Below are 21,901 nucleotides of genomic sequence, written 5' to 3'. Positions count from 1 at the left end.
GGGTAATACGCAATTGATGAACTATAGCACAGCTTATAACTACTAGGTTTTAGATTGGGGACAATAAAGTGGCACTAGGTGCTTACTGGTTTTTTTCTTTTCCACATAAACGTTATTACTTTAAATGGGCTAAATTTACTGCTGGATTAGGCGGCCATGCAGATCGTCCAGCGGCTATAACACTGACTTTTTTCATAGCCAACCCAGCTAGTTGCTTAGCATACTTAAAAGAAATTCAGCAGCAATTTCCCTACTGTACTTGGGCTTACCGTCAACAAGATAATGCAGTTGAGATTTCATTGAGTGGTTATCAGCTTTTTGATTATCACTTTTTAGCTATTACTGCTGTTGAACATTGGTTATCCACACAAAATATTTCTGATACAGAGTGTGTATTGAGCACGCCTTTTCAGTATCTAACAGCGCTGTCTGATGTGCCATATTATGCAACGAAGGTATTTACACCAGTAGCAGGTTTTAGCCAATTGGAGCATCAAGCTGAGCTAGCCCTATTACGTTTGGACTGCCATCTAGCTGAATCTCAAGCTAGAGCCTTCATCGCTGCTTTTAAAAACTTAGCCAAAGAGGCTGGGTGTAATTTAAGTTTCTTTTTGGAAAGCTCTTATAAGCATGAAAAAAATCTCATGTTATTTTTGGGTAGGGGCTATCTATTAACACAGCCATTGACTATTGACATTCCTGCAGTTGAAAACCAAATGCAAAAAATAATGCGCACTTATAGTGTCAGTTCTCACTTTGCTGGGGATTGGCAGCATTATCCTAAGTCAGAAAGGCATGTGCTTATAGATACAGATGCGCTTTTGCAGTCCACTCAAGACAATCCACTAAAAGCGTAGAAAAGACTGTGGATAGATGCCTAAAGCTCCCGATTTAAAAGGCTTACAAAGGAATGATTAAAAAACATACAATACCAAAGTATTAATAAAATAATCTGCATTTTAATAATAAATTATAGTAAAAAAAATTCTGTTATTTATTTTCTATATAAGAGGCTAGCCTTTATACCAAGGCATAATCTGTGAAAAAGTTACTCAGTTTTTTGGTTAACAGCTTTGTGGATAACCTAGTGCATGCAAAGTAACTACAGGCACTAGGATGAGTGATTAAAAAACAACCAGTTAATAAAAGGCATCCAGTCATAGCTAAATGCCTCTATTTTTCTATACGCTAGCAAAGGTTGTATTTAGATGCTCAATAATCGCCTTGGACTCATAAAGCCATTGCACTTTGCCATCTTGTTCAATACGCAAACAAGGTACTTGAATTTTACCGCCCTGCTCTGCTAAAGCTTGGCGAGCCTGAGGATCATTTTTAGCATCACAGAGGGGCACAGATAAGTTGAGTTTATGCAATGTGCGTCGTACTTTGATACAAAATGGACAGGCTCTAAATTGATAAAGGCTGTAGCCCTTAAGCACCTCATCCACTGCTAATTGCTTTGCTAATTCACGCTTCATCGGTTTTGGTCGAGTCAACCAATCAGCAAAAATAATAATTTGTCCTAACCCATTACGTACTGCTTTAAGTAACATAGAATAACCTCATTACTGCTTGTTCATCTCACTCTAGTTTGAGAATTAATTATTGTGATACAAACCCAAGATTTACAACGATTGGTAACCACTAGAATGCCTTTTGGTAAATACCAAGGGCGTATTCTGGCTGATTTACCCAGCCATTATTTAGGCTGGTTTGCACGTCAAGGTTTTCCCAACAATGATATTGGCCATTTATTAGCGCTTATGTACGAAATTGATCATAACGGATTAAATGAATTATTAGCGCCGTTACGTCGTCATGATTAGCCAAAGCGCACTTTAATGGAGCGACCTTTGATTTTTCCATTTTGTAAACGCTGTAGTGCTTTATGGGCAACAGCCTGTTCAACAGCAACATAAGCACAATTGTCAAATAAGGTAATTTTCCCTACCTGCGAGCCTTGTAAGCCTGCCTCACCTGTTAAAGCACCTAAAATGTCACCACGACGTAATTTGTCTTTACGCCCTGCGGCCAAACATAAACTTTTCATAACAGGGTACAATGGGCTACTGTCCTTTATTTTTAATTGAGATAATGCTTTCCATTGCAATTCACTACCTAAGTTCTTTTCAATAGCCACCGCGCGATGCGCTTCTTTAGGGCTAACCAAGCTCACTGCTACGCCAGATGCTCCTGCTCGCCCAGTACGCCCTATACGATGTGTATGTACTTCTGGGTCGCGCGTTAATTCAACATTAATGACCAAGGGTAGTTCTTCAATATCTAAACCGCGAGCGGCTACATCAGTAGCTACTAGTACGCAACAACTTCGCTGGCTAAATAATGTTAATACACGATCGCGATCGCGCTGTTCTAAGTCACCATGCAAGGCTAAGGCACTAATGCCTTGATCATATAAATAGCGTGCTAAATCTTGGGTATCTTGCTTGGTTGTACAAAATGCTACGCACGATTCAGGGCGATAATGCCAAAGCACCTGCGCAACCGCCTCAAAGCGTTTTTGCTCGTTTACTTCATAAAAATACTGCTGAATTTGCAGTTGATCATGAGTACTTTCAACCGTAATACGTTGTGGTGTACGTAAAAACTCAGCGGCTAATTTTTCAATTTGCAAGGGATAGGTTGCTGAAAACAATAACGTTTGGCGTGTGCTTGGGGTGTGTTTAATGATTTCTCGCATAGGATCAAGAAACCCCATATCTAACATACGGTCAGCTTCATCAAGCACTAATGTCGATAAATCTTTGAGTTGCAACGTTTGCTTATCTAAATGTTCTTGGATTCGTCCTGGCGTACCAACCACTACATGCGCCCCATGCTCTAACGAACCAATCTGAGGGCCTAAAGGCATGCCACCACAAAGTGTAAGAATTTTAATATTATCTTTTGCACGTGCTAATCGGCGTAGTTCATTAGCCACTTGATCTGCTAACTCACGTGTTGGGCACAGCACTAATGCTTGGCAACCAAAAAAACGAGGGTTTAACTTTTCCAATAAAACAATGCCAAAGCTTGCTGTTTTACCTGAGCCTGTTTTTGCTTGTGCAATAACATCCTGCCCTTGAAGAATAACGGGCAAACTGGCAGCTTGGATAGCTGTCATCTGTTGGTAACCTAGTTGATCTAGGTTAGCCAACATGGATGGCGTAAGATTTAACTGAGAAAAAGATGTTAATGCAGTCACATTAGTAGCCTCTAAAATTCAGATGCTATAGTAGCAAGCCTAACATTAAGCTGCAGTCTTTCTGCACATTTGCTTTGGACTAAATAAGAAAAACTTTAATGCACTATGCGTTGCTCACTTAGCTGACTTTGCACCATCTGAGCCTGAGCTAGAATATTACTTAGACTAGCCTGATAGGCATACTTTTCTTGCAATTGCTCAAGACAATCTTCTGCTTTCTCTACATCACTTAGTTGCAAATAACACAGACTTTTATTTAGTAGTGCGCGAGCTACAGCCTGTATTAGCTCTGGCTCTTCCTCTAACGCAAAACGCTGTTCTATTTCCTGATACAAAGCCAATGCCTGTTCGAAGGCGCCAGTTTCGCTCAATAATACCGCTTTATTTAGTAGAACTTGCGCCGTTTGAGCTTGCACTACAGTATCTAAGCTGTTCTCAAAGCGTGCTAAAAATTGATCGCATAACTCCAATTGCTCTATATTCAGCCCTTGTTCGGCAAGGCATTCTGCTTTAGCAAAAAATGCTTTGGCAGCCTGCTGTTGAACTACAGTTGCAAAGGTTTCTTGCTGGTCATTAATTAACTTATCAAAAACAGCGATAGCTTCTTGCAACTGCCCTTGATTTTTAAGTGATAAACCTAAGTTAAAACGAATTTGTTGAATACGGTTACTATTGTCTGAATCATAACTATAGCGCTCAATGAAGCTTTCACAGGCTGCAAGCCCAGCTGGGTTTTGCTGCATCACCAAAATGGAGGCTTGATTAAAACGCGCTTTCATTAAGTCAAAACGTACTTCATCATCCAGCGCAACGCCTTCTAAAAAACCATCGCTTAAAATGTGTTGATAAATGTTTAATGCTTGGGATGAACGCTGTAAGTACAGTGATAACTCAGCTAAGCGAAAGTATGTGCTGCGTAGCTGATCACGTAATTTTTCATTCATGGTATGCGAAAAATACTGAATAAACTGTTCACACAACTTAGCTTCCTGCTCTTTTTGGCCAAGCTGACGCAAGGTAATCTGTCCGTTATACATTGCCTGTCCAGTTAAGCCAGCTAAATTGTCAGGTTGCTGATGAGTTTCATAGAACGACATAATTTTTTGATAACAATTCAGCTCTGCCTGATGCTGTCCTAAACTATCGTAAATTAAACCAAGATTTAAATAAGCAGACATTAATTGTTCTAACACATCTAAGTCATCGGTATCAGTAAATCGATTTGTTAGTAATTCTAGTGTTCGTAATTCTTCTGCTTGGAAGTTACGATTTTTGCAGGCGCGTGCTTTATTAAGCACAGCCTGACCAAAAATAGTATTGATGGCTGGCACATCCATAGTAACAGCCAACTCAAGCAAGCTATCGTAACATTGCATGCTGCTAAAATGCTGCCCTTGATTAGTCAAGGTAATACCTTTATTGAGCATAGCACGTAACGCAAAACGCACTAAAGATAGGTTGTCAGAGTCCTTGCCGTACTCCCAAGCCTGTTCATAGCAAGCAATTTCTTTCTCAACATAACCTTGTTGATCATAGGTTGATGCCATATTCATAATAGCCTGAATCACGACCAGCTTAATATCATCGTCATCCGCTTCGCTATACTGATCAATAATTTGCTGATAGCAGGTAAGTTCTTCTTTGAACTCATCTAAATGGTAATGAGATAAGCCTAATCCCAATAAAGACTTAGCCTTGTACTCGGCACAAAAAGGAAAGTCTTTCGTTGCCAAATACTCAAGGTTTTGCTCAAATGCATGACGCCCTTGCACATAATCATTAACGGCATGGCAGGTATAGCCCTTGTTAAGTAAAGCATGCGTTACTTTATAACCAACATATTCATCCTCAGAGGCGGCAAAGCGCATTAACAATTGGTTATAGCATTCAATTTCTGCGTCATGCTGAGCATACTTATCCATCACCAAGGCTTTATTAAAAATGGCAAAGGCTAAGCGGTTCTCTACACGGGGGTGATGATTATCCCACAAGCGTTCAATCATCAGATTATATTCGGCGAGTTCTTCATCCCTTTTGTTTTGTGCGTTAAACATCATGGCTTTGTTGTAAACACCAATAGCCCAAGAAACCTGATGCTCCTCTGTTTCTTGTTCATTGAGTGCAATTGCTTGACTAAGTAAGTCTTCTGCTTGAGACCATTGCTCATCTAGGCGATACAAATAAGCTTGACGAAATAATAGCGAGGTCATTTCTATTTCTTTTAATGCTGGGAATCGCTCTAAAAAAGCTTTGTTCGCTTCGTAGTTTGCAATGCCCTGTGCGTAGTTTTCTGTCTCTTCGTAAGCATCGCCTAAATAAAAAAATGCACTATTTACATGGCTAGCAATGGCTTCTATTTCGGTATCTAAGAAGCGCTTAAAAAAAACCTCACTTTCAGCTATTTGCACATCATACTGTTTTAGCCGGTAGTAACTTTCTAGACGAAATGTTAGAGCGCGAGCAATAGGTTCTTGCAAAATCTCCTCATCTCGCGAGCCGATATGACTTAGCAATTCATCGTAATACGCAATTTCTTGTTCATAGTCTTCTTGTTTTGCATAGAACAAAGCACTATTAATAAAGGCTTTGCAGACAATAAATAAAACATCGGGGTCCGTGCTAGATTTATAGTTTTGTGCAAGTTGAGTAAGCTGTTCAAAATACGCCTGCTGAGTTCCTAACTCTGCTTGTAATATAGCAATGCGAAACAGCATTTGCACATAAGTAGCACTATTTTTATCGGACTCAGTAGCTAACCCCAAAGCTTGCTCTGCATACTCTAAACTGATTTCCCATAACTCAAGGTCATTAGCTTCCTCTGCTACCGCAGCACAGGTTTCTAACGAAGGGTTTTCTTGATATTGCGTTAAGACTTGTAGGTAAGCGTCTTGCTCTTGTTTGAAATGTTGGTTATCCACACCACACCTTTACTGTTTTGGGGTAAGGCTCAATTGTAACCGCAGTTATCCAACTTTGGCATTCTTCTCACGTAATGAGCATTACCACTGTGAATTAAAAGCCACAAATGACACTATTATTTAAGCTAAAATTAACCTAAAACATCTAAACTCAAAAAGTATTTAACGTTTTACTACAAAATCAACAGTGCTCATGTTTACTACTTTCAAAGTAAAGCTAAAACAGGGCACACTAATAGCAATTGTAATTTTGTTACGGAATAACAATGGGACTTTTTCGTTTATTTATCTTAGCTGTGATTGGCTATTGTGCATATGCTCTATGGCGTAAATACCAACAGCATCAGCGTTTACAACAGCGGCCTACTACGCAGGTAACAGATACTGTACGTTGCGCCTATTGCAATACACACAGCCCTAAACAGACGGCGGTTTATGCTAACGGAAAATGGTACTGCAATGAACAGCACCAAAAACTCAGCCAACAGTGATTCAATCTATGCGATCCCTTTATTCGGCGATAAAGGGCATCGCTACTTTCGCCTTTACAGCCTCTATCGCTTTGTTATTGCGCTAGCGCTGATAGGTATTAGTACAGGTTCCTTAGAACCGCCTGCTCAGGTAGCACTATTTAAAATTAGTAGCTGGGCTTATCTTTTAGTCAACTTATTACTATTAATTGGCATACAACATCCACCTAAACAGGTCGGCATGCTACTGCTGACATTTGCTGATATTGCCTGCTTAACCTATCTATTCTTCATTGCTGGCGGTATCAGTAGTAGCATTGGTAGTTTATTAGTAATTTCTGTTGCTATTGGTAATATTTTTATTCGTGGGCGAGCTGGTTTATTACTTGCTTCAATTGCTTGCGCTGGCGTTGTTTTCTTTACTTTTTATTTTAATTTTTCTCAAGCACAAGCTAATAGCCTGCTACTTCAAGCCAGTACTATTGGTATTTTGTCTTTTGCTGTGGCTTTTTTTGTACAGGCAATGACCCGTCGCGTGTCTGAAACCGAGTCTCTTGCCCAGCAACGTGCCAGCAATATTGCCGATTTACAAGCACTTAATGAGCTCATTCTGGAGCATATGAAAACCGGAATTTTGGTGTTAGATAATAGTTTTCGTATTTTGCAGTCAAATCACAGTGCTAATCGTATGTTTAATGCCACACTACTTAAAGGACAACTATTAAAAGCACATAATAAAGACCTTATTGCGCGGATCGAGCAATGGCAAAAAAACCCTTCGCTTAACCTAGAAACCATTACAATCTCAGGCAGTGATTATGTGGTGCAACCTACAATTGAGGCCTTGAATGTAGGTAATGAAACGCAAATAATGATTTTCCTTGAGGATGTTTCACAAATTACTCAGCACGCTCAGCATTTAAAGCTGGTTTCTCTTGGGCGTTTAACGGCGGGTATCGCCCATGAAATTCGCAACCCTTTAGGCGCCGTTAGCCATGCTGCTCAGTTATTACAAGAATCTGATATATTGGATCCTGCCGATCAGCGCCTAACGCAAATTGTGTTAGAGAATACTAGGCGCATGAACACTATTATCGAAAATGTTTTACAGCTTTCTCGCCAGCGTACTAGCGAGCCTCAGCTACTTGATTTGCGTTATTGGCTGTATCGTTACATTGCAAACTTTCGTGAGAATAATACACGCCAGCGAGAAATTATTTTGAATGCCGATGGTATGAACTTACAAACCTATTTTGACCCTGTACAGCTTGATCAGGTGCTGGATAACTTGGTCGAAAATGGACTAAGACATAGCGCCAAATTACATCCTAAAGCTACTATTACAATGCATTTGTTCAGGCATCCCGTTAGCGATCTTCCTATGATAGATCTAATTGATGAAGGCCCAGGTGTACCTGAGGCAGATCAGGCAAGTATATTTGAGCCATTTTTTACAACAGAAAGTAAGGGAACAGGTTTAGGGTTATATATTTCCAGTCAAATCTGTGAAAGTAATAAGGCACGACTAGATTACATTCCTATGGAGCAAGACTCGCGCACTACAGGCGCTTGCTTTCGTATTACGTTTTCACAACCTAACTAAGGGCTTGATATGCAACGTCAAACTGTTCTCATTATTGATGATGAGCCAGATATCTTAGAATTATTAGATATTACTTTGCGCCGCATGAAGCTCATACCTTTTCGCGCAGAAACCGTAGCCCAAGCGCGTGATCTACTGGATGAAAACAGTTTTGATCTGTGTTTAACCGATATGCGTTTACCTGATGGTTCTGGCCTGGAAATTATCCAATATATCCAGCAATACCATCCCCATACACCTGTCGCTATGATTACTGCCTTTGGCAGCATTGAAACAGCTATTCAGTCGTTAAAAGCAGGGGCTTTTGACTTTATTTCCAAACCCATTGATTTAAATACACTGCGCGAAATTGTTACCAGTGCACTACGTTTAGACGATGAAACAGAAACCATAGAGGAAAATGAACACAGCCCTTTACTAGGCTCAAGCGCAGCCATGGTTAAACTACGCAAACAAATTAAAAAGCTCGCTCGAAGTCAAGCACCTATTTATATTTGTGGTGAATCTGGTAGTGGTAAAGAATTGGCAGCTCGGCAAATCCATGCATTAGGGCCTCGCGTAAACGAGCCTTTTATTCCAGTTAACTGTGGTGCGATTCCTGCTGACCTAATTGAAAGCGAGCTTTTCGGTCATAAGCGAGGCAGCTTTAGCGGTGCTGTAAGCGAGCATCAAGGTCTATTTCAAGCGGCCAACGGAGGTACATTGTTTCTTGATGAAGTGGCTGATCTGCCACTAAACATGCAAGTAAAGCTACTGCGTGCTATTCAAGAAAAAGCTATCCGCCCTGTTGGTGCAGCTCAAGAAGTTAATATTGACGTCCGTTTTTTGTGCGCCACGCATAAAGACTTGGCGCAAGAAGTTCAAGAAGGACGTTTTCGCCAAGATCTGTATTATCGGCTAAATGTGATTGAGCTACGTATTCCTCCTTTACGTGAGCGGCATGGCGATATCGCTTTGCTTTGCGACTATATTTTAAAAGCACTCAATCAAGATGATATGCAAGTAAAGCTGCACCCGCTTGCACTGAAAAAACTAGAAAGCTACAGTTTTCCAGGTAATGTGCGAGAGCTAGAGAACGTTCTCGAACGTGCATACACACTATGCGATAATGATGCCATTCTAGCTGATGATCTCCAGTTAACTCCTGCCATTGGTGGTTATAGTAATAATGACTCCAGTTATACGACTAAGCTAGCAGCGGTTGATAACCTAGAAGATCATTTAGAAGAAATTGAGCGCGATGTTATCGTACAAGCACTTGATGCTTGCCATTGGAACAAAACTGCCGCGGCTGAGCGTTTAGGCTTAAGCTTTCGCTCTTTAAGATACCGTTTAAAAAAATTAGGTATTGATTAATTACCTAACAGGACCTTGCATGACTGAACACGATTTTCGTTACAACTTACTCAACCCCCAACATACACTGACTGAATGCCGCGCATTAAGCCCTGGTCAATATCAATTAACAGGCATAGGTGGCTCTATTCAGAAAGGGGATCAGGTTTTGGTCACACTCAAGGGCAGCAAAGACTTAAGCATGCGCCTTACCGTCAGCAAGGTGCGTCATCTTATCAATCCAAGTAACCAATGGGTTGCAGTTGCTACCGGTCCAGCCTTTAAAGAACTTGCTATTCACACATGGCAAGTAACTTGTGATGGGTGTGCTGTATTGCTCAATTTAGAATTTGCAGTTGATGCAAGCTTAGGCAAGAAAGCGTTATCACCCGCAGCAGAAGCTCGTTTAATGGAACTAGGCTGGCAAAATCGACATGATCGTCATCTATGTCGTCAATGCCAACAGCAGGAGGCGTAAATCAAATGAACTCTCAATTTAAATTACTTTGTGCCGTTATTACAGGCTTAACGTTAACAGGATGCTCGCTATTAAGCACTAACCCTAAACAGTTGCCCTTAGGTAAAACATTCCATATTGAATCTATTGATAATCGTCAACCTATTATGGGAAGTTTTACCACTTTAAGCTTTGAAAAAGACAACAGGGCTTATGGTTTAGCCTCCTGCAATAGTTTTATGGCGCATTATCAAGTGAGTGATCATTCCTTGCTAATTAGCTCAATTGGCACTACACGTAAACAATGCTCTGCTGCGTTAATGCGTCAAGAAAATGAGTTTATTGCTGCTTTAGAAAGCGCTAAATTTTGGACTTATGATGCAAGCACGAAAAAGCTAATTATTACCTATGGTAAACAACAAGAACTAGTGCTCACACTAAGTCAGTAAGTATTTTTAAGGATTACCCATGCTTGACCACAGCCAAGGCTTAATTGAGTTTATTAATGCTTCACCTACTCCTTTTCATGCCACTAAAAATATTGAGTGTTGCTTATTAGGCGCAGGATTTCAGTTGCTCGATGAGCGCGAGCCTTGGCAGCTAGAAAAAAACCAAGGCTACATAGTTAAGCGTAACGACTCTTCGATTATTGCTTTTTATCTCGCTCAGGAAGCCAATCAAAGTAACTGGCGTATGGTGGGTGCCCACACCGATAGCCCATGCTTAAAAGTACGCCCCAATGCCAACCATGTAGAAAAAAACTACTGGCAACTGGGCGTTGAGATTTATGGTGGTGTTTTATTAGCACCTTGGTTTGATCGTGATCTTTCATTAGCAGGTCGTGTCACCTATTTGGATGAACACAAACAACGTCATAGCTGCCTAATTAACTTTCAACGTGCCATTGCCAATATACCCAATCTAGCCATTCACTTAAACCGTAGCGCAAACAGTGGCTGGGATATTAACCCTCAAAAAGAAATAATGCCTATTTTAGCGCAACTAGAAACAGAGCAGTCACCCGACTTCAAGCAGCTATTACAGACTCAGATACAAGCAGAGCATGGTTTTAATACAGCACAGATTTTAGATTTTGAGCTGTGCTTTTATGATGTGCAAAGCGCCAGTGTTATTGGGTTAAATCAAGAGTTTATTACTAGTGCCCGCTTAGATAACTTACTGTCGTGCTATGCTGGCCTGCAAGCTCTTATTACTAGCAACCAGCAATATAACAGCCTATTAGTTTGTACTGATCATGAAGAAGTTGGCTCAGCTTCAGCCTGCGGTGCTGATGGCCCTTTCTTAGAACAGGTATTGCGCCGCATTCATGGCAGTGAGGAAGATTTTGTACGTAGCATTCAACAATCTTTATTGATTTCTGCCGACAATGCACATGGCGTGCACCCTAATTACACAGAAAAACATGATCAAAACCATGGCCCGCTGCTCAATAAAGGCCCTGTGATTAAGATTAACGCCAACCAACGTTATGCAACTACAAGTGAAACCTCTGGCTTTTTTAGACAGCTCTGTGAAGCCCAGAAGGTGCCTTATCAAAGTTTTGTTACCCGTAGTGATATGGCATGTGGCTCAACCATAGGCCCTATTACTGCCAGTAAAATTGGTATACCTACGATTGATATTGGTGTTCCTACATTTGCCATGCATTCTATTCGTGAAACCGCTGGCAGCCATGACCTTAGTTATTTAATACAGGCACTTTGTGCCTTTTATAATCAACAGCACCTATAACCTAATAGCCCATGTGGTTGCTTACCCATGGGCTATTAGCATCAGCTATTAATTGATACTTAGTGCTAACTTACCGCTCACCGTATTACTGCCAAGCTTTTCAAAGGCTGCCTTAGCTTCTGCCCAATCAAATACCTCCTCCAAGCAAGGATCAAGCTCAGAAGCTGCAAACAACGGCCAAACATAGGTTTCCAAATCTTGAATGAGCTGAGCTTTAAAATCAGCATCGCGCGCGCGCAAAGTGGAGCCTATCAACTGAATACGCTTACCTAAAATAAGCGCCATATCAAGCTCAAACTTACGCCCCCCCATTAAACCTATATTAACCCAGCGCCCATCTTGCTTAAGCATTTTCAAGGTTTGTTCAGCATAGCTAGCACCGACAGGATCAAGTACAACATCAAAAGGGGCAAAGTCCTGTAAAGCCTCAATACCTTGATGGCGCACTACACCACCTTCTGCCCCTAACGCTTGGCAATGCTGCAGGCGCTCAGGTGAACCAACAGTAACCCAGCAAGGGCTGTTAAAGGCTTTACATAGCTGAATGGCTGCCGAGCCAACACCGCTAGCACCTGCATAAAGCAAGGCTTTCTCGCCTGGTTTTAGATCACCTAGCTGAAATAAGTTAAGCCATGCGGTGCTATATACCTCTGGCAATACAGCCGCCTGTTCAAAACTTAGACCTTCTGGAATAGGTAAAACGTGGCGCTCATCAACCACCACTTCTTCTGCCATTCCCTCTCCAGCCAGTAACGCACAAACTTTGTTACCAATTTTCCAGCGTGAATCTTCGCCAGTTTCAGTGATAACACCTGCACACTCTAGACCTAAAACATCACTGACTCCTTTAGGTGGCGGATATAATCCTTTAACTTGTAATAGGTCCGCACGGTTAAGCCCTACAGCCATTACTTTGATACGTACCTGCCCCTGTGCGCAATCTGGGGCCTTAACGTCTACAAACGAAGGTTGACCATCAATACCTTGCAAAGCCTTCATTGTGCCTCCATAGTGTAATTCGTGGTTAAGTTCTACTTGTTGTGTAGGACAAAGGGAACTGTATTAAGCTATGTTAGCCTAATACGGCATTCACATTTAGATAACGTAGATCGAGCATGAAGCAATTTATCACACATACCAGCCTTGCCCTCGTTTTAAGCTTTAGCACTTTAGCTTTTGCGAAAACATCTTACGACTACGGAAAGTGGGATTACCTAACGCCTACCCGCGACCAAGTTATTGCTAACTTAAACATTACTGAAATTCTAAAACGCAAGCATTACAACAAAATTGTATTAGATGATGCACAATCGCAGAAAATCTATGCTAACTATCTAAAGTCACTTGATCCAGCGCGTATTTATTTTACCGCTGAGGACATTAAAGAATTCAACCAATGGCAAAATAGCTTCACCAATTTTGTACAACAAGGCAACCTCTCTCCTGCCTACACCATCTATAAACGTAAACTGGCCAGCCTAGATCAGTATTTAAATTATGCCTTAGATACGCTCAATGCCGGCGTTGACAAAATGAACTTTAATGTCGACGAAAGCTTTGTATTTGACCGCGAAAAAGCACCTTGGGCAAAAAATACAAGAGAATTACATGATCTATGGCGCAAGCGTTTAAAAGATGAAGTATTACGCTTAAAATTGGCAGGTAAAGAAGATAAAGCCATTCAAGACCTATTAGTCAAACGCTATAAAAATCATCTAAGCCGTGTTGAACAAACCCGCGGTGAAGATGTATTCCAAACTTACATTAACGCCTTTACCGAAACCTACGACCCACATACAAACTACTTATCGCCCGATAACGCTGAAAACTTCGACATCAACATGAGCCTTTCACTTGAAGGCATTGGTGCAGTATTACAGGCTGATAATGAATACACTAAAATTGTGCGTTTAATGCCAGCAGGTCCGGCCGAGAAAAGTAAGCTACTAGCCACTTCTGACCGTATTGTGTCTGTCGGCCAAGGTACTAAAGGCGAAATGGTTGATGTCATTGGTTGGCGCCTTGATGAAGTGGTTAAGCTTATTCGTGGCAAAAAAGGTTCACAGGTTCGCCTCGAAATTATTCCCGCCACTAATGCGCCAAATGACCTAACGTCAAAAACCATTACTATTACGCGTGAAGCTGTAAAGCTTGAAGAACAAGCCGCACGTAAGTGGGTACTTAACGTAAAAGAAAATGGAAAAGACCATAAAATCGGCGTTATTGAAATCCCAGCATTCTACTTAGATTTTAAAGCTTACCGCTCAGGTGATGCGAACTATAAGAGCACCACACGCGATGTAAAAAAACTAATCAGTGAACTGCAAAAAGAACAAGTCGAAGGCATTATTATTGACCTGCGTAACAATGGCGGTGGCTCGCTCCAAGAGGCTCAAGAACTAACCAGTTTATTTATTGACAGCGGTCCTACCGTACTAATACGTGATAGTCGCGGTGGAGTTGATCGTCTAGAAGATGGCAGCAAAGGTGCTTATTACTCAGGACCTCTGGCTGTTGTGATTAATCGCCTTTCTGCTTCTGCTTCAGAAATCTTTGCTGGCGCTATGCAAGATTATAACCGCGCCATTATTGTGGGCGGGCAAACCTTTGGCAAAGGCACAGTACAAACTGTACAGCCACTCAATCATGGTGAATTAAAATACACCATAGCTAAGTTTTACCGTGTATCAGGCCAAAGCACTCAACACAAAGGTGTTGTTCCTCATATCAGCTACCCTGCAGTAGTCAATATTGATGAAATTGGTGAAAGTGCGCTACCTGAAGCTTTACCTTGGGATACTATCCAGCCAGCAATTAAGCCTAAGCAAGATCCTATTTCACCTTACCTTGCACAGTTAACTAGCAAGCACAGTCAGCGCGTAAAAGATAACCCCGACTTTGTCTACAACCGTGATCGCCTTGCCTTAGCTAACGAGCTAATGAAACAGACAACAGTGTCATTAGATTTTAACAAGCGCAAAGCAGAACAGACCGAAATTGAGAACAAACAACTGGCCTTAGAAAATGCGAAACGCAAAGCCAAAGGTGAAGAGCTACTTAAAGAAGTTAAACAGGAAGATGAAGACTCCAGCGCTGCTTACTTAAAAGCATTGGAGGAAGAAAAGAACAAAAAACCTGAACAAGATGCCGACCTTGTTGAGACAGGCAACATACTGATTGACTGGATTAGCTTAAAAAAATAATCCACTATTAATATAAAAACCCCGAAAAGTATGCCCAGCTTTTCGGGGTCAGTTCATTTTTTGGCAGTTTTTATTGCTCAGATCTACTATTTTTTTGCCACAATCCAATATCATAACACTACTAAATAGGCATTTAAATTTTCAATAGTTAGTAGAGAAACCTATGCGCACAAAACTATTAGGATGGTTATTGGCTTTACCTTTAGCCTTAACTGTATATGGAAGTTTTCAATATTGGCGTATTAGCGATGGACTGGACACCTATCATAGAGTAGTAGAAGAAATTGCTGAAACACAGCAGATGATTAACCAAACTCCTGATGCCCAAATAGCCTTTGATAACAAAGAAGTAGTGCCTGCTAAAGAGTATTTAGCTTCCTTGAAGCACAGCCTTACTAATAACCAAGGTTATATTCTTTCCATCAAAGCACGCGCCTACCTTAGCATGACCACTGCCCTCACTGGCTTTATTGCATTGCTATTAGGCGGCTTGGCTATGTTTTTGTGCAACTACAGCGGACGCCGCGCCCGCCAATCTCGCGATGAGCTGTTAAAAGCATTCGTTTTATGTCGCAAGCTACTGCCATTTATTTTATCAGGGCAAACCACGCTGATTGGCCTTAGCATAATTGGGCTGATGTCCTATGAAGTGATTTGGTTTATCAGCAATTTCAAAATGAATGCTGGAGCAGGCAAGCTATTACTTTTAGCGTTGGCAGCTATCGCATTTATTGCGTGGTACATCATTAAAGGCTTGTTCAAACTACGCCAAAGCTTTGCTATGTTTGAAAGTGAACCGGCTGAAGTCTATGGTCAAATCATCAGCCGAACCCAAGCACCCGCTTTATGGCAGTGGATTGATGGCATTGCACAGAAAGTAGGCACTCAAAGCCCAGATAACATTATTGTAGGGCTGACAGATTGCTTCTACGTAACCTCACATGCCATCACCTTAAACGGTAAACAAGCCGTCGAAGGCAAAACCCTGTACTTTCCTCTGATCTACACCGCAGTACTTAGCCACCAAGAAGCAACTGCAGTTATTGGCCACGAATTAGGGCACTTTACAGGTGAAGATACAACTTATAGCTTAAACTTTGCCCCGATTTATTCTGGCTTACACCAAAGTATTTTTAACGTAGTTAACCAAGTAGAAGACCATTACAGTAAGCTGATAATGAGCTCCTCGATTTACCTAGGCTTATATTTTTTAGAGCAATTTGATTTTGCGGTGAATCATTGGAGTCGTATTCGTGAATTTGAAGCCGACAAAGTAGGCGCATCCGTCAGCTCCACCAGTGCTGTATCGACTTCATTGCTGCGGATTTCAGCGGTTAATGAAGCTATTGATGCAGTGTTTGAACAAGTATATTCAGGAAAACTAGCAACTGACGACTTATTAGCCAGTGTTATGCATACCTTGCGAGAAAAAGGTGTTGCAGATGCTCAGCAGTTTTTAGAGGCCGCTACCACGCACCCAAGTGACTCTCACCCACAAACACAGCAACGCATCACTGCACTAGGAGAAAGCACCACACCTGAGTTGCTAGCCATAGCTTCACGGCCTATTGATGAATCTGACTACAGTACTATTGAACACCTTTTTACTGACGCTAAACAGCTTTCAATGGAGCTAACAGCCGCACTTTTAAATACAGTGACAGAGCATAAAGAGCAGTATACTGAGAACCTAAAAAGTATTATTAGTGAGGTCAATGCGCCAGCTGAAGTCATGCTTGCAGAAAGCCGCCGATTATTCTGGGTTATGGCGGTGCTAGGTGGTTTCTTCTGTCTGGTGGCCATTATTGCTGCTATCACCACAATGTTTAGCTCACCAGCAATGCATGCTATTTGGCTGGGGTTACTATTTGGCTTTGTTGCTTATATTTCAAGAAATCGCGGAAAAGCACCTCTGCTGATCTTCCGTAACTTTCAGCTAGAGTCAGAATATTTAGCGCAACCGTATCCTGTGTATAATATTGCTGATTATGAAATTACCCTAAGTAACGGCTTCTATGGGGTGACTTTTATTTTGGCAGGTGATGCTCAAGAGCCTCAATTTAAAAAGACTAACCGTTATTTTAAATATCAAAAAGCCAAGAAAAAAATTGTTATTCAAATGGCAGGTGCGCGTATCTATCAACAGAAAAAACTTTCACTCGAAGAACTAGCTGAGGTTGTGCATAAACAAATATGGGCCGCTTATGCACAGCATGAATTAGATAAACAATAAACCAAACAATAATTAGCCTCTAGCCCAAATTTAGAGGCTGATTATGTAATTTCTACTAAACACTAGAAAAATTAGAAACTCGCTAGTTTTGTTTCTGCCAAAGGATGGCCTAAGCTCAGTGCTTTTTCCCACCATTGTTTGGCTTGCTCTTTATCTTCTGGGCAATCTAAAGTGCCAGTGTAATAACACTGACCTAATTGAAAAGCAGCCTTCGCATCACCATTGTTAGCCGCTAGTTTCAATAAGCGAATGCCTTCTTGTTTCGCGCCTAGCCCCTGCCCTTTAAATAATAATAAAAAACCATAAAAGGACTGCGCTTTAACATCACCTAAAGCAGCTTTACGGGTGAATTGGCCTTGCATCCAATTCCAGATTTTTTCATTCTCTACCGCCCAGCGCTGGTTAAATAAACGCCGTGCGAACCAGTAACCAACAACTGCCTTAATTTTTGACCACAGCATCGTAATCTCCTAATAGCTAAATTGGTAAACTGCTTTAATGTAATCAGCATGCCACTGCTCACGATCTTGCTCATGAATACTTAGGCCTGTCAACGCGCTATAGCACTCAAAAAAACCCAAACGTGGTATAGCTGGCAATCTTTGACTCACAACCAAGGCCGAACGCATAGGCTGTTGCTGCTTAAAATCATACGCCTGTAATTGCTCTAATGCTCTACTTAACCGAGCAATGGCAGGCGGAGCAATAGACAGCTGTTCCACTAGTTCGCGATAAGTCAGCAATCGCTGTGCTTTCTGAGCCTGCATTAAATGATCTAATAAAGCCTCAAGCTGCTGAGTCGTCATTATTGAATACCATCAACCTTTAATAAACGACAGATATTGCGCAACACAACCTCACTGGCCTCCCGCTCACCTGATTCTATCATCTGCCAATAAGAGGGACTGATGCCCAATTCACGCGCAAAGCTTTCTAGTGTAAAGCCTGCTTGCTCACGTAACTTGGGAAGCGCTTGCCAAGACACAAGTTGTTTTTCAGGCGCAATCTCTGCTGGCTCAGCTAGCTGCGCTGCCTGTACTAATTTTTGATACTCTGCCCAAGGTAAAACCGCATACTCAGGTTCGCCATCGCGCGTAATTACTTGCACATTCATCACAATCACCTTTTATTTTGTTGATACAGCTTAGTAATATTGTACTGTGAATAAAAGGTGCAGATACATGTTAAAAGAGCGCGTAATTTTAGTAGACAATTATTGGGATATGACGCCTATTTCTGGCATTGCTTATTACCAGCAGTGTGTCCATTATTTTTCATTGGTTTTTAATGAGGAAAAAGACGACTTTATAGACTCTGATAACTATCAATTGCAAAGGCTCTCGCCTGAAATATTTTCTTTGTGCCAACAAAACAATCAACAATGGCTAAGCTGGCTTACAGCAACCAAGTATCTTCATCCTATTGATTATGCAAAGCAGCGTAAACACAATAATTTTCAGCAAATTTCAACGCTGTATGCTAAACAATTCAGCCAGCAGCAACTACAAACACAAGAAGATTACTGGAGCCGTGAGCAACATATTAATAGCTACTTAGCACAGCAAGCTGCATTTTTCATAAGCGCTGAATTTTCAGGAAAAATTGATGGCACAGATACTTGGGTTACTTGGCGAGAGAGATAAGAAACCCGTAAATAAACTGCGCCCGAAAAGCGAGATAGGCTGTTCGGGTTCAGTTCATAATGCAAGCTGTTAATCTACAGCAGCTTATTTGATTACCTTTTCTTGAGCAGCTTGTTGATCGGCTGCTTCTTGCTCTGTTTCTGTTGGGTTGATATTAATTAGCTCAACCTCAAAAACCAACACAGCATTAGCAGGAATCATTGGCGACGGGCTTTGTGGGCCATAAGCTAAATCACTTGGAATAAAGAATTTAAACTTATCACCTACGTGCATCAACTGTAGGCCTTCTTGCCAACCTGGAATCACAGCACCAACTGGAATATCCAATGGCGTACCACGCTCAACTGAGCTATCAAACACAGTGCCATCAATCAAAGTGCCTGTGTAATGTACTTTTACAATATCCTGAGCGACAGGTTTAGCACCTTTGCCATCACCTTTACTCAGTATTTGATATTGCAAGCCAGATTCTGTGGTAATAATGCCTTCTTTTTTCGTATTTTCAGCTAGAAAATCTTTGCCCGCTTGCGCAGCTTTAGCATTTTCTGCATCCATTTTTTCTTGTAGACGTTTAAACATGACTTCCGAGGCTTGCTGGAGTTCAAGCTCACTTACCTGTGGGTTATTTTTCTTTAAGCCATCCGTAACACCAGCAAGATAAGCATCTACCTCAATTTCTTTGGTTAACTCATCAGGATACATACCTACTGACTGCAAACCTAAACCATAAGAAACCTTTTGCTCTACACTAGCAAAAGCTTCTTTAGCTTGATCACTATTAGCTGCGGCTGGGGCTTGCGCAACGGCTGGGGCTGATGTTTTTACGTCTTGTTCTTGCTCACTGCAACCAGTCAAAACCAAACTTGTTAAAGCAATTGCAGCAGCCATGCGGGTAAGTTTCATGCAAACTCCTAAGTGTTGCGTGTCTTTAAAGGTAAACCAGCATACCACTTACTATTAAGCTGGCGAATCATCTAGATAGCTAATTTGCTGAATGGTTCCTGCTTTATTGTGCTACATCAGCCTATTAATAATAGCCAAGCGCAAGACTGATTCTTTTGCTTATTAGAAAGCGAGGCAGTTTTATGACAGCCTGCAAAGACCAGCTAGAATAGCCGTATATAGGAAGGGGGACGAGGAAAATATGGTGGGTGATGACGGGATCGAACCGCCGACCCTCTGCTTGTAAGGCAGATGCTCTCCCAGCTGAGCTAATCACCCATAATGAGGTTTGGTCTTACGGACTAATAGGCCGAAAATAAAAAACGGCCTAAGCCGTTTCTTGTATTTACTAAGCCTTCTTAGTAAATGGCGCAGCAGATGGGACTCGAACCCGCGCCCCTGGTGTGAAAGGCCGCGCCAGCAAAATATTTTCAATGAGTCTAAAATACTACTAATTGATTTTAATCGCAATTTTATTGCATATTGCCTAAAATCGACGAAGTTAGTTAAGATCAATCAAAGCCATTTATCTGGTCACGGTCACCAAAACCTACATTTTCGATGTCCGGTTTCCGGACGCTCTTAACTTTTGATAGCCAAGGCTGCCACTGCGTAGAATTTTAAGCACATTACGGCGATTACGGGCATTTTGAATGTCATAGTAAACTAACCAGTGCATACCCCCTCCCACTTTACCAGCCATTGTGTTAGCACGGCACTTATAACAGAGCTATTTAATGTTCAGCATCCAATACAAGTGCCTAACAATCCCTAACAAAAAAGCTCGTTAATCAAACCAACGCAACATTACTGCGCGCGCTTTGGCTTTATGCTCATGCTTTATATACTTGGCAACAGCAGTTATAGCGGCGAGCAAGACCGTTAGGTCGTCACTATAACCCACTACAGGAAGCATGTCGGGAATAAGGTCAAGTGGAGATATAAAGTAGCCCAGCGCACCAATAATGGTTGCCTTGGCCCAAGCGGGTGTATCTGCATCTTGCAGAGCGTAATACATTTGCAGTGCTGGCTCAAGAACTGCTTTACCCGCTGTTTTAGCATAGCGCTTTACTTTGGCCCAAAAGCCGCTATCAGTATATGTTTGGTCGTAATGCGGCGATTGCATAGTATTTACCCCTTGCGTTGATTGCTTTACTCGTTAGCTGCAACCATAAGGGAAAGCAATGTCAAAGTCTTAAGGGGTAAGCTTACGGCATGCAGCAAACAGTAGTTACAGCTTGCTGTTAACTGTTAAAGCTGTTTTTAATACAGGAGTTGATAATAACCAAGCCCAAATGAGGTTTTGCCACCAATTTGCATTAGCTGCCCGGCTTGCAACCAGGCCAACGCATGAAATATATCGCCCCTATAGCTGAGCTCGCCCTGTAAGCCACCAAAGGGTAGGTGTTTACTCTGACGGTTGGAGTAGCGCTGCCAGTCTTCAAAATAGACCGGGCTATGCAAAGCCTCATGCTCTCCTAGGGGTACAGCTGTAGTCAGCAATCTGCTGAGCGCCGGATCGGCATTTACCCAGGACCTAACAAGTAACATTAACCTGCGCTGCACTTGGGCAAGTACAAGGCTAAGTGGCGGCACGCCTTGCCTTAGAATTTTGCCTTTGTGTTTGATGCGTAGCGGGGTTTTAAGTTGAAGTACAACTTCATGCTGCACATTTGCAGGAATGGTTACTAGCCAGTCCAGCAAGGGCATAGGATGAATGCCGATACGCAATCCTTGGGGCGTTCGGCTGGCTAAGCTGTGTAGACGAATGGGTATCCGTGTTGGGCCTAAGCCTAATGGGTGGCTGGACATAGCCTCTAGCAAGCGCCCCGCTATTTGCGTAGCGCTGCCAAATAGCGCCAACTCAAAACTCAAGGTGGCTTGCTCAACCACAGCAGTACGCTGGTCATTACAGGCCAAGGCATAAGGTTTGAGCTGCTGTTGCTCATGCTCTGCATACATTAGGTTATACAGCTGGGGGTCCTGTTTGAGCAGTTGCTGCCCGAGCCAGCCATGTAAAGTAGAGCCTTTAAATAGTGGAAGCTCACCGTTTTGCAGTATCTCAAAGGTGCAATGCAGGCGAAGAACCTGCATGTGTGAAGCTACCTGTAAAAGCGCTGTCGCTGCCATAACAGTTTAC

At 41.9% G+C, this 21,901-nt stretch carries 21 protein-coding genes and 1 tRNA gene; 11 read left to right on the top strand and 11 right to left on the bottom strand.

Going from position 1 to position 21,901, the window contains the following annotated elements:
• Positions 1-68 precede the first annotated feature (68 nt).
• On the top strand, positions 69-857 hold the full coding sequence (locus VQ643_RS10670; protein WP_414199756.1) for a hypothetical protein: 789 nt from the start codon (positions 69-71) through the stop codon (positions 855-857).
• Positions 858-1,181: 324 nt separating this feature from the next.
• Here the strand turns inward: VQ643_RS10670 and VQ643_RS10665 are convergent, their stop codons facing one another.
• On the bottom strand, positions 1,182-1,553 hold the full coding sequence (locus tag VQ643_RS10665; protein ID WP_414199755.1) for a glutaredoxin family protein: 372 nt from the start codon (positions 1,551-1,553) through the stop codon (positions 1,182-1,184).
• 57 nt (positions 1,554-1,610) lie between these two features.
• On the opposite strand from VQ643_RS10665, the gene VQ643_RS10660 reads away from it, so the two are divergent.
• Entirely contained in the window at positions 1,611-1,826 is a 216-nt protein-coding gene (locus tag VQ643_RS10660) for a DUF3820 family protein (RefSeq protein ID WP_414199767.1), read from the top strand.
• On the opposite strand, the gene dbpA is transcribed toward VQ643_RS10660, so the two are convergent.
• Both dbpA and VQ643_RS10650 read right to left on the bottom strand, forming a co-directional pair.
• Positions 1,823-3,205, bottom strand: a complete 1,383-nt coding sequence (gene dbpA, locus VQ643_RS10655) for an ATP-dependent RNA helicase DbpA (RefSeq protein ID WP_414199754.1) — start codon at positions 3,203-3,205, stop codon at positions 1,823-1,825. The two genes, VQ643_RS10660 and dbpA, sit on opposite strands and share 4 nt — an antisense overlap.
• 95 nt (positions 3,206-3,300) lie before the next feature.
• On the bottom strand, positions 3,301-6,123 hold the full coding sequence (locus VQ643_RS10650) for a tetratricopeptide repeat protein (RefSeq protein ID WP_414199753.1): 2,823 nt from the start codon (positions 6,121-6,123) through the stop codon (positions 3,301-3,303).
• A gap of 266 nt (positions 6,124-6,389) precedes the next feature.
• On the opposite strand from VQ643_RS10650, the gene VQ643_RS10645 reads away from it, so the two are divergent.
• Genes VQ643_RS10645 through VQ643_RS10620 form a run of 6 tightly spaced genes read left to right on the top strand, consistent with a single transcriptional unit; the run spans position 6,390 to position 11,740 of the window.
• Complete coding sequence (locus VQ643_RS10645) at positions 6,390-6,614, top strand: PP0621 family protein (RefSeq protein WP_414199752.1); 225 nt, start codon at positions 6,390-6,392, stop codon at positions 6,612-6,614.
• Positions 6,583-8,196, top strand: a complete 1,614-nt coding sequence (locus VQ643_RS10640; RefSeq protein ID WP_414199751.1) for a two-component system sensor histidine kinase NtrB — start codon at positions 6,583-6,585, stop codon at positions 8,194-8,196. Before VQ643_RS10645 ends, VQ643_RS10640 begins: the two co-directional genes overlap by 32 nt.
• A 9-nt stretch (positions 8,197-8,205) precedes the next feature.
• Positions 8,206-9,552 carry a sigma-54-dependent transcriptional regulator gene (locus VQ643_RS10635; protein WP_414199749.1) on the top strand — a complete coding sequence of 449 codons (1,347 nt, stop codon included), beginning with the start codon at positions 8,206-8,208 and terminating at the stop codon, positions 9,550-9,552.
• 19 nt (positions 9,553-9,571) lie between these two features.
• Positions 9,572-10,009, top strand: a complete 438-nt coding sequence (locus VQ643_RS10630; RefSeq protein ID WP_414199748.1) for a hypothetical protein — start codon at positions 9,572-9,574, stop codon at positions 10,007-10,009.
• 5 nt (positions 10,010-10,014) lie between these two features.
• Positions 10,015-10,437 carry an META domain-containing protein gene (locus VQ643_RS10625; protein ID WP_414199747.1) on the top strand — a complete coding sequence of 141 codons (423 nt, stop codon included), beginning with the start codon at positions 10,015-10,017 and terminating at the stop codon, positions 10,435-10,437.
• 19 nt (positions 10,438-10,456) lie between these two features.
• Complete coding sequence (locus VQ643_RS10620) at positions 10,457-11,740, top strand: M18 family aminopeptidase (RefSeq protein WP_414199746.1); 1,284 nt, start codon at positions 10,457-10,459, stop codon at positions 11,738-11,740.
• 48 nt (positions 11,741-11,788) lie between these two features.
• Here the strand turns inward: VQ643_RS10620 and VQ643_RS10615 are convergent, their stop codons facing one another.
• A complete protein-coding gene (locus tag VQ643_RS10615; RefSeq protein ID WP_414199745.1) occupies positions 11,789-12,739 on the bottom strand; it encodes an NAD(P)H-quinone oxidoreductase in 951 nt (316 codons plus the stop codon).
• 116 nt (positions 12,740-12,855) lie between these two features.
• On the opposite strand from VQ643_RS10615, the gene VQ643_RS10610 reads away from it, so the two are divergent.
• Positions 12,856-14,943, top strand: a complete 2,088-nt coding sequence (locus VQ643_RS10610) for a carboxy terminal-processing peptidase (protein WP_414199744.1) — start codon at positions 12,856-12,858, stop codon at positions 14,941-14,943.
• A 163-nt stretch (positions 14,944-15,106) separates the two neighbouring features.
• A complete protein-coding gene (locus VQ643_RS10605) occupies positions 15,107-17,176 on the top strand; it encodes a M48 family metallopeptidase (RefSeq protein ID WP_414199743.1) in 2,070 nt (689 codons plus the stop codon).
• 71 nt (positions 17,177-17,247) lie between these two features.
• Here the strand turns inward: VQ643_RS10605 and VQ643_RS10600 are convergent, their stop codons facing one another.
• The 3 genes from VQ643_RS10600 to VQ643_RS10590 are packed head-to-tail and all read right to left on the bottom strand — an operon-like array spanning position 17,248 to position 18,290.
• Positions 17,248-17,637 (bottom strand): tetratricopeptide repeat protein, encoded by a 390-nt coding sequence (locus tag VQ643_RS10600; RefSeq protein ID WP_414199742.1) that lies wholly within the window; start codon positions 17,635-17,637, stop codon positions 17,248-17,250.
• Between the two features lie 9 nt (positions 17,638-17,646).
• Positions 17,647-17,982: a hypothetical protein gene (locus VQ643_RS10595; protein WP_414199741.1), complete on the bottom strand. Its 336-nt coding sequence runs from the start codon at positions 17,980-17,982 to the stop codon at positions 17,647-17,649.
• Positions 17,982-18,290, bottom strand: a complete 309-nt coding sequence (locus VQ643_RS10590) for a helix-turn-helix domain-containing protein (RefSeq protein WP_414199740.1) — start codon at positions 18,288-18,290, stop codon at positions 17,982-17,984. Before VQ643_RS10590 ends, VQ643_RS10595 begins: the two co-directional genes overlap by 1 nt.
• Positions 18,291-18,357: 67 nt before the next feature.
• Here VQ643_RS10590 and VQ643_RS10585 point away from each other — a divergent pair, with 67 nt between their 5' ends.
• Positions 18,358-18,819, top strand: a complete 462-nt coding sequence (locus VQ643_RS10585) for a hypothetical protein (RefSeq protein WP_414199739.1) — start codon at positions 18,358-18,360, stop codon at positions 18,817-18,819.
• Between the two features lie 84 nt (positions 18,820-18,903).
• On the opposite strand, the gene VQ643_RS10580 is transcribed toward VQ643_RS10585, so the two are convergent.
• The 4 genes from VQ643_RS10580 to cas6 form a co-directional block, all read right to left on the bottom strand.
• Positions 18,904-19,722, bottom strand: a complete 819-nt coding sequence (locus tag VQ643_RS10580; RefSeq protein ID WP_414199738.1) for an FKBP-type peptidyl-prolyl cis-trans isomerase — start codon at positions 19,720-19,722, stop codon at positions 18,904-18,906.
• 242 nt (positions 19,723-19,964) lie between these two features.
• A tRNA-Val gene (locus tag VQ643_RS10575) sits at positions 19,965-20,040 on the bottom strand.
• A 508-nt stretch (positions 20,041-20,548) separates the two neighbouring features.
• Positions 20,549-20,887: a YkvA family protein gene (locus VQ643_RS10570; RefSeq protein WP_414199737.1), complete on the bottom strand. Its 339-nt coding sequence runs from the start codon at positions 20,885-20,887 to the stop codon at positions 20,549-20,551.
• 137 nt (positions 20,888-21,024) lie between these two features.
• Positions 21,025-21,891, bottom strand: coding sequence for a CRISPR system precrRNA processing endoribonuclease RAMP protein Cas6 (gene cas6, locus VQ643_RS10565; RefSeq protein ID WP_414199736.1), 867 nt, complete (start codon positions 21,889-21,891; stop codon positions 21,025-21,027).
• Positions 21,892-21,901 lie beyond the last annotated feature (10 nt).

The organism is Pseudomonas sp. F1_0610, assembly GCF_047470865.1.
Taxonomy (GTDB): Bacteria; Pseudomonadota; Gammaproteobacteria; order Pseudomonadales; family Pseudomonadaceae; genus JAZDRH01.
Note: the sequence above shows the minus strand (reverse complement) of the source record. Positions and strands in the feature narration are given on the sequence as shown.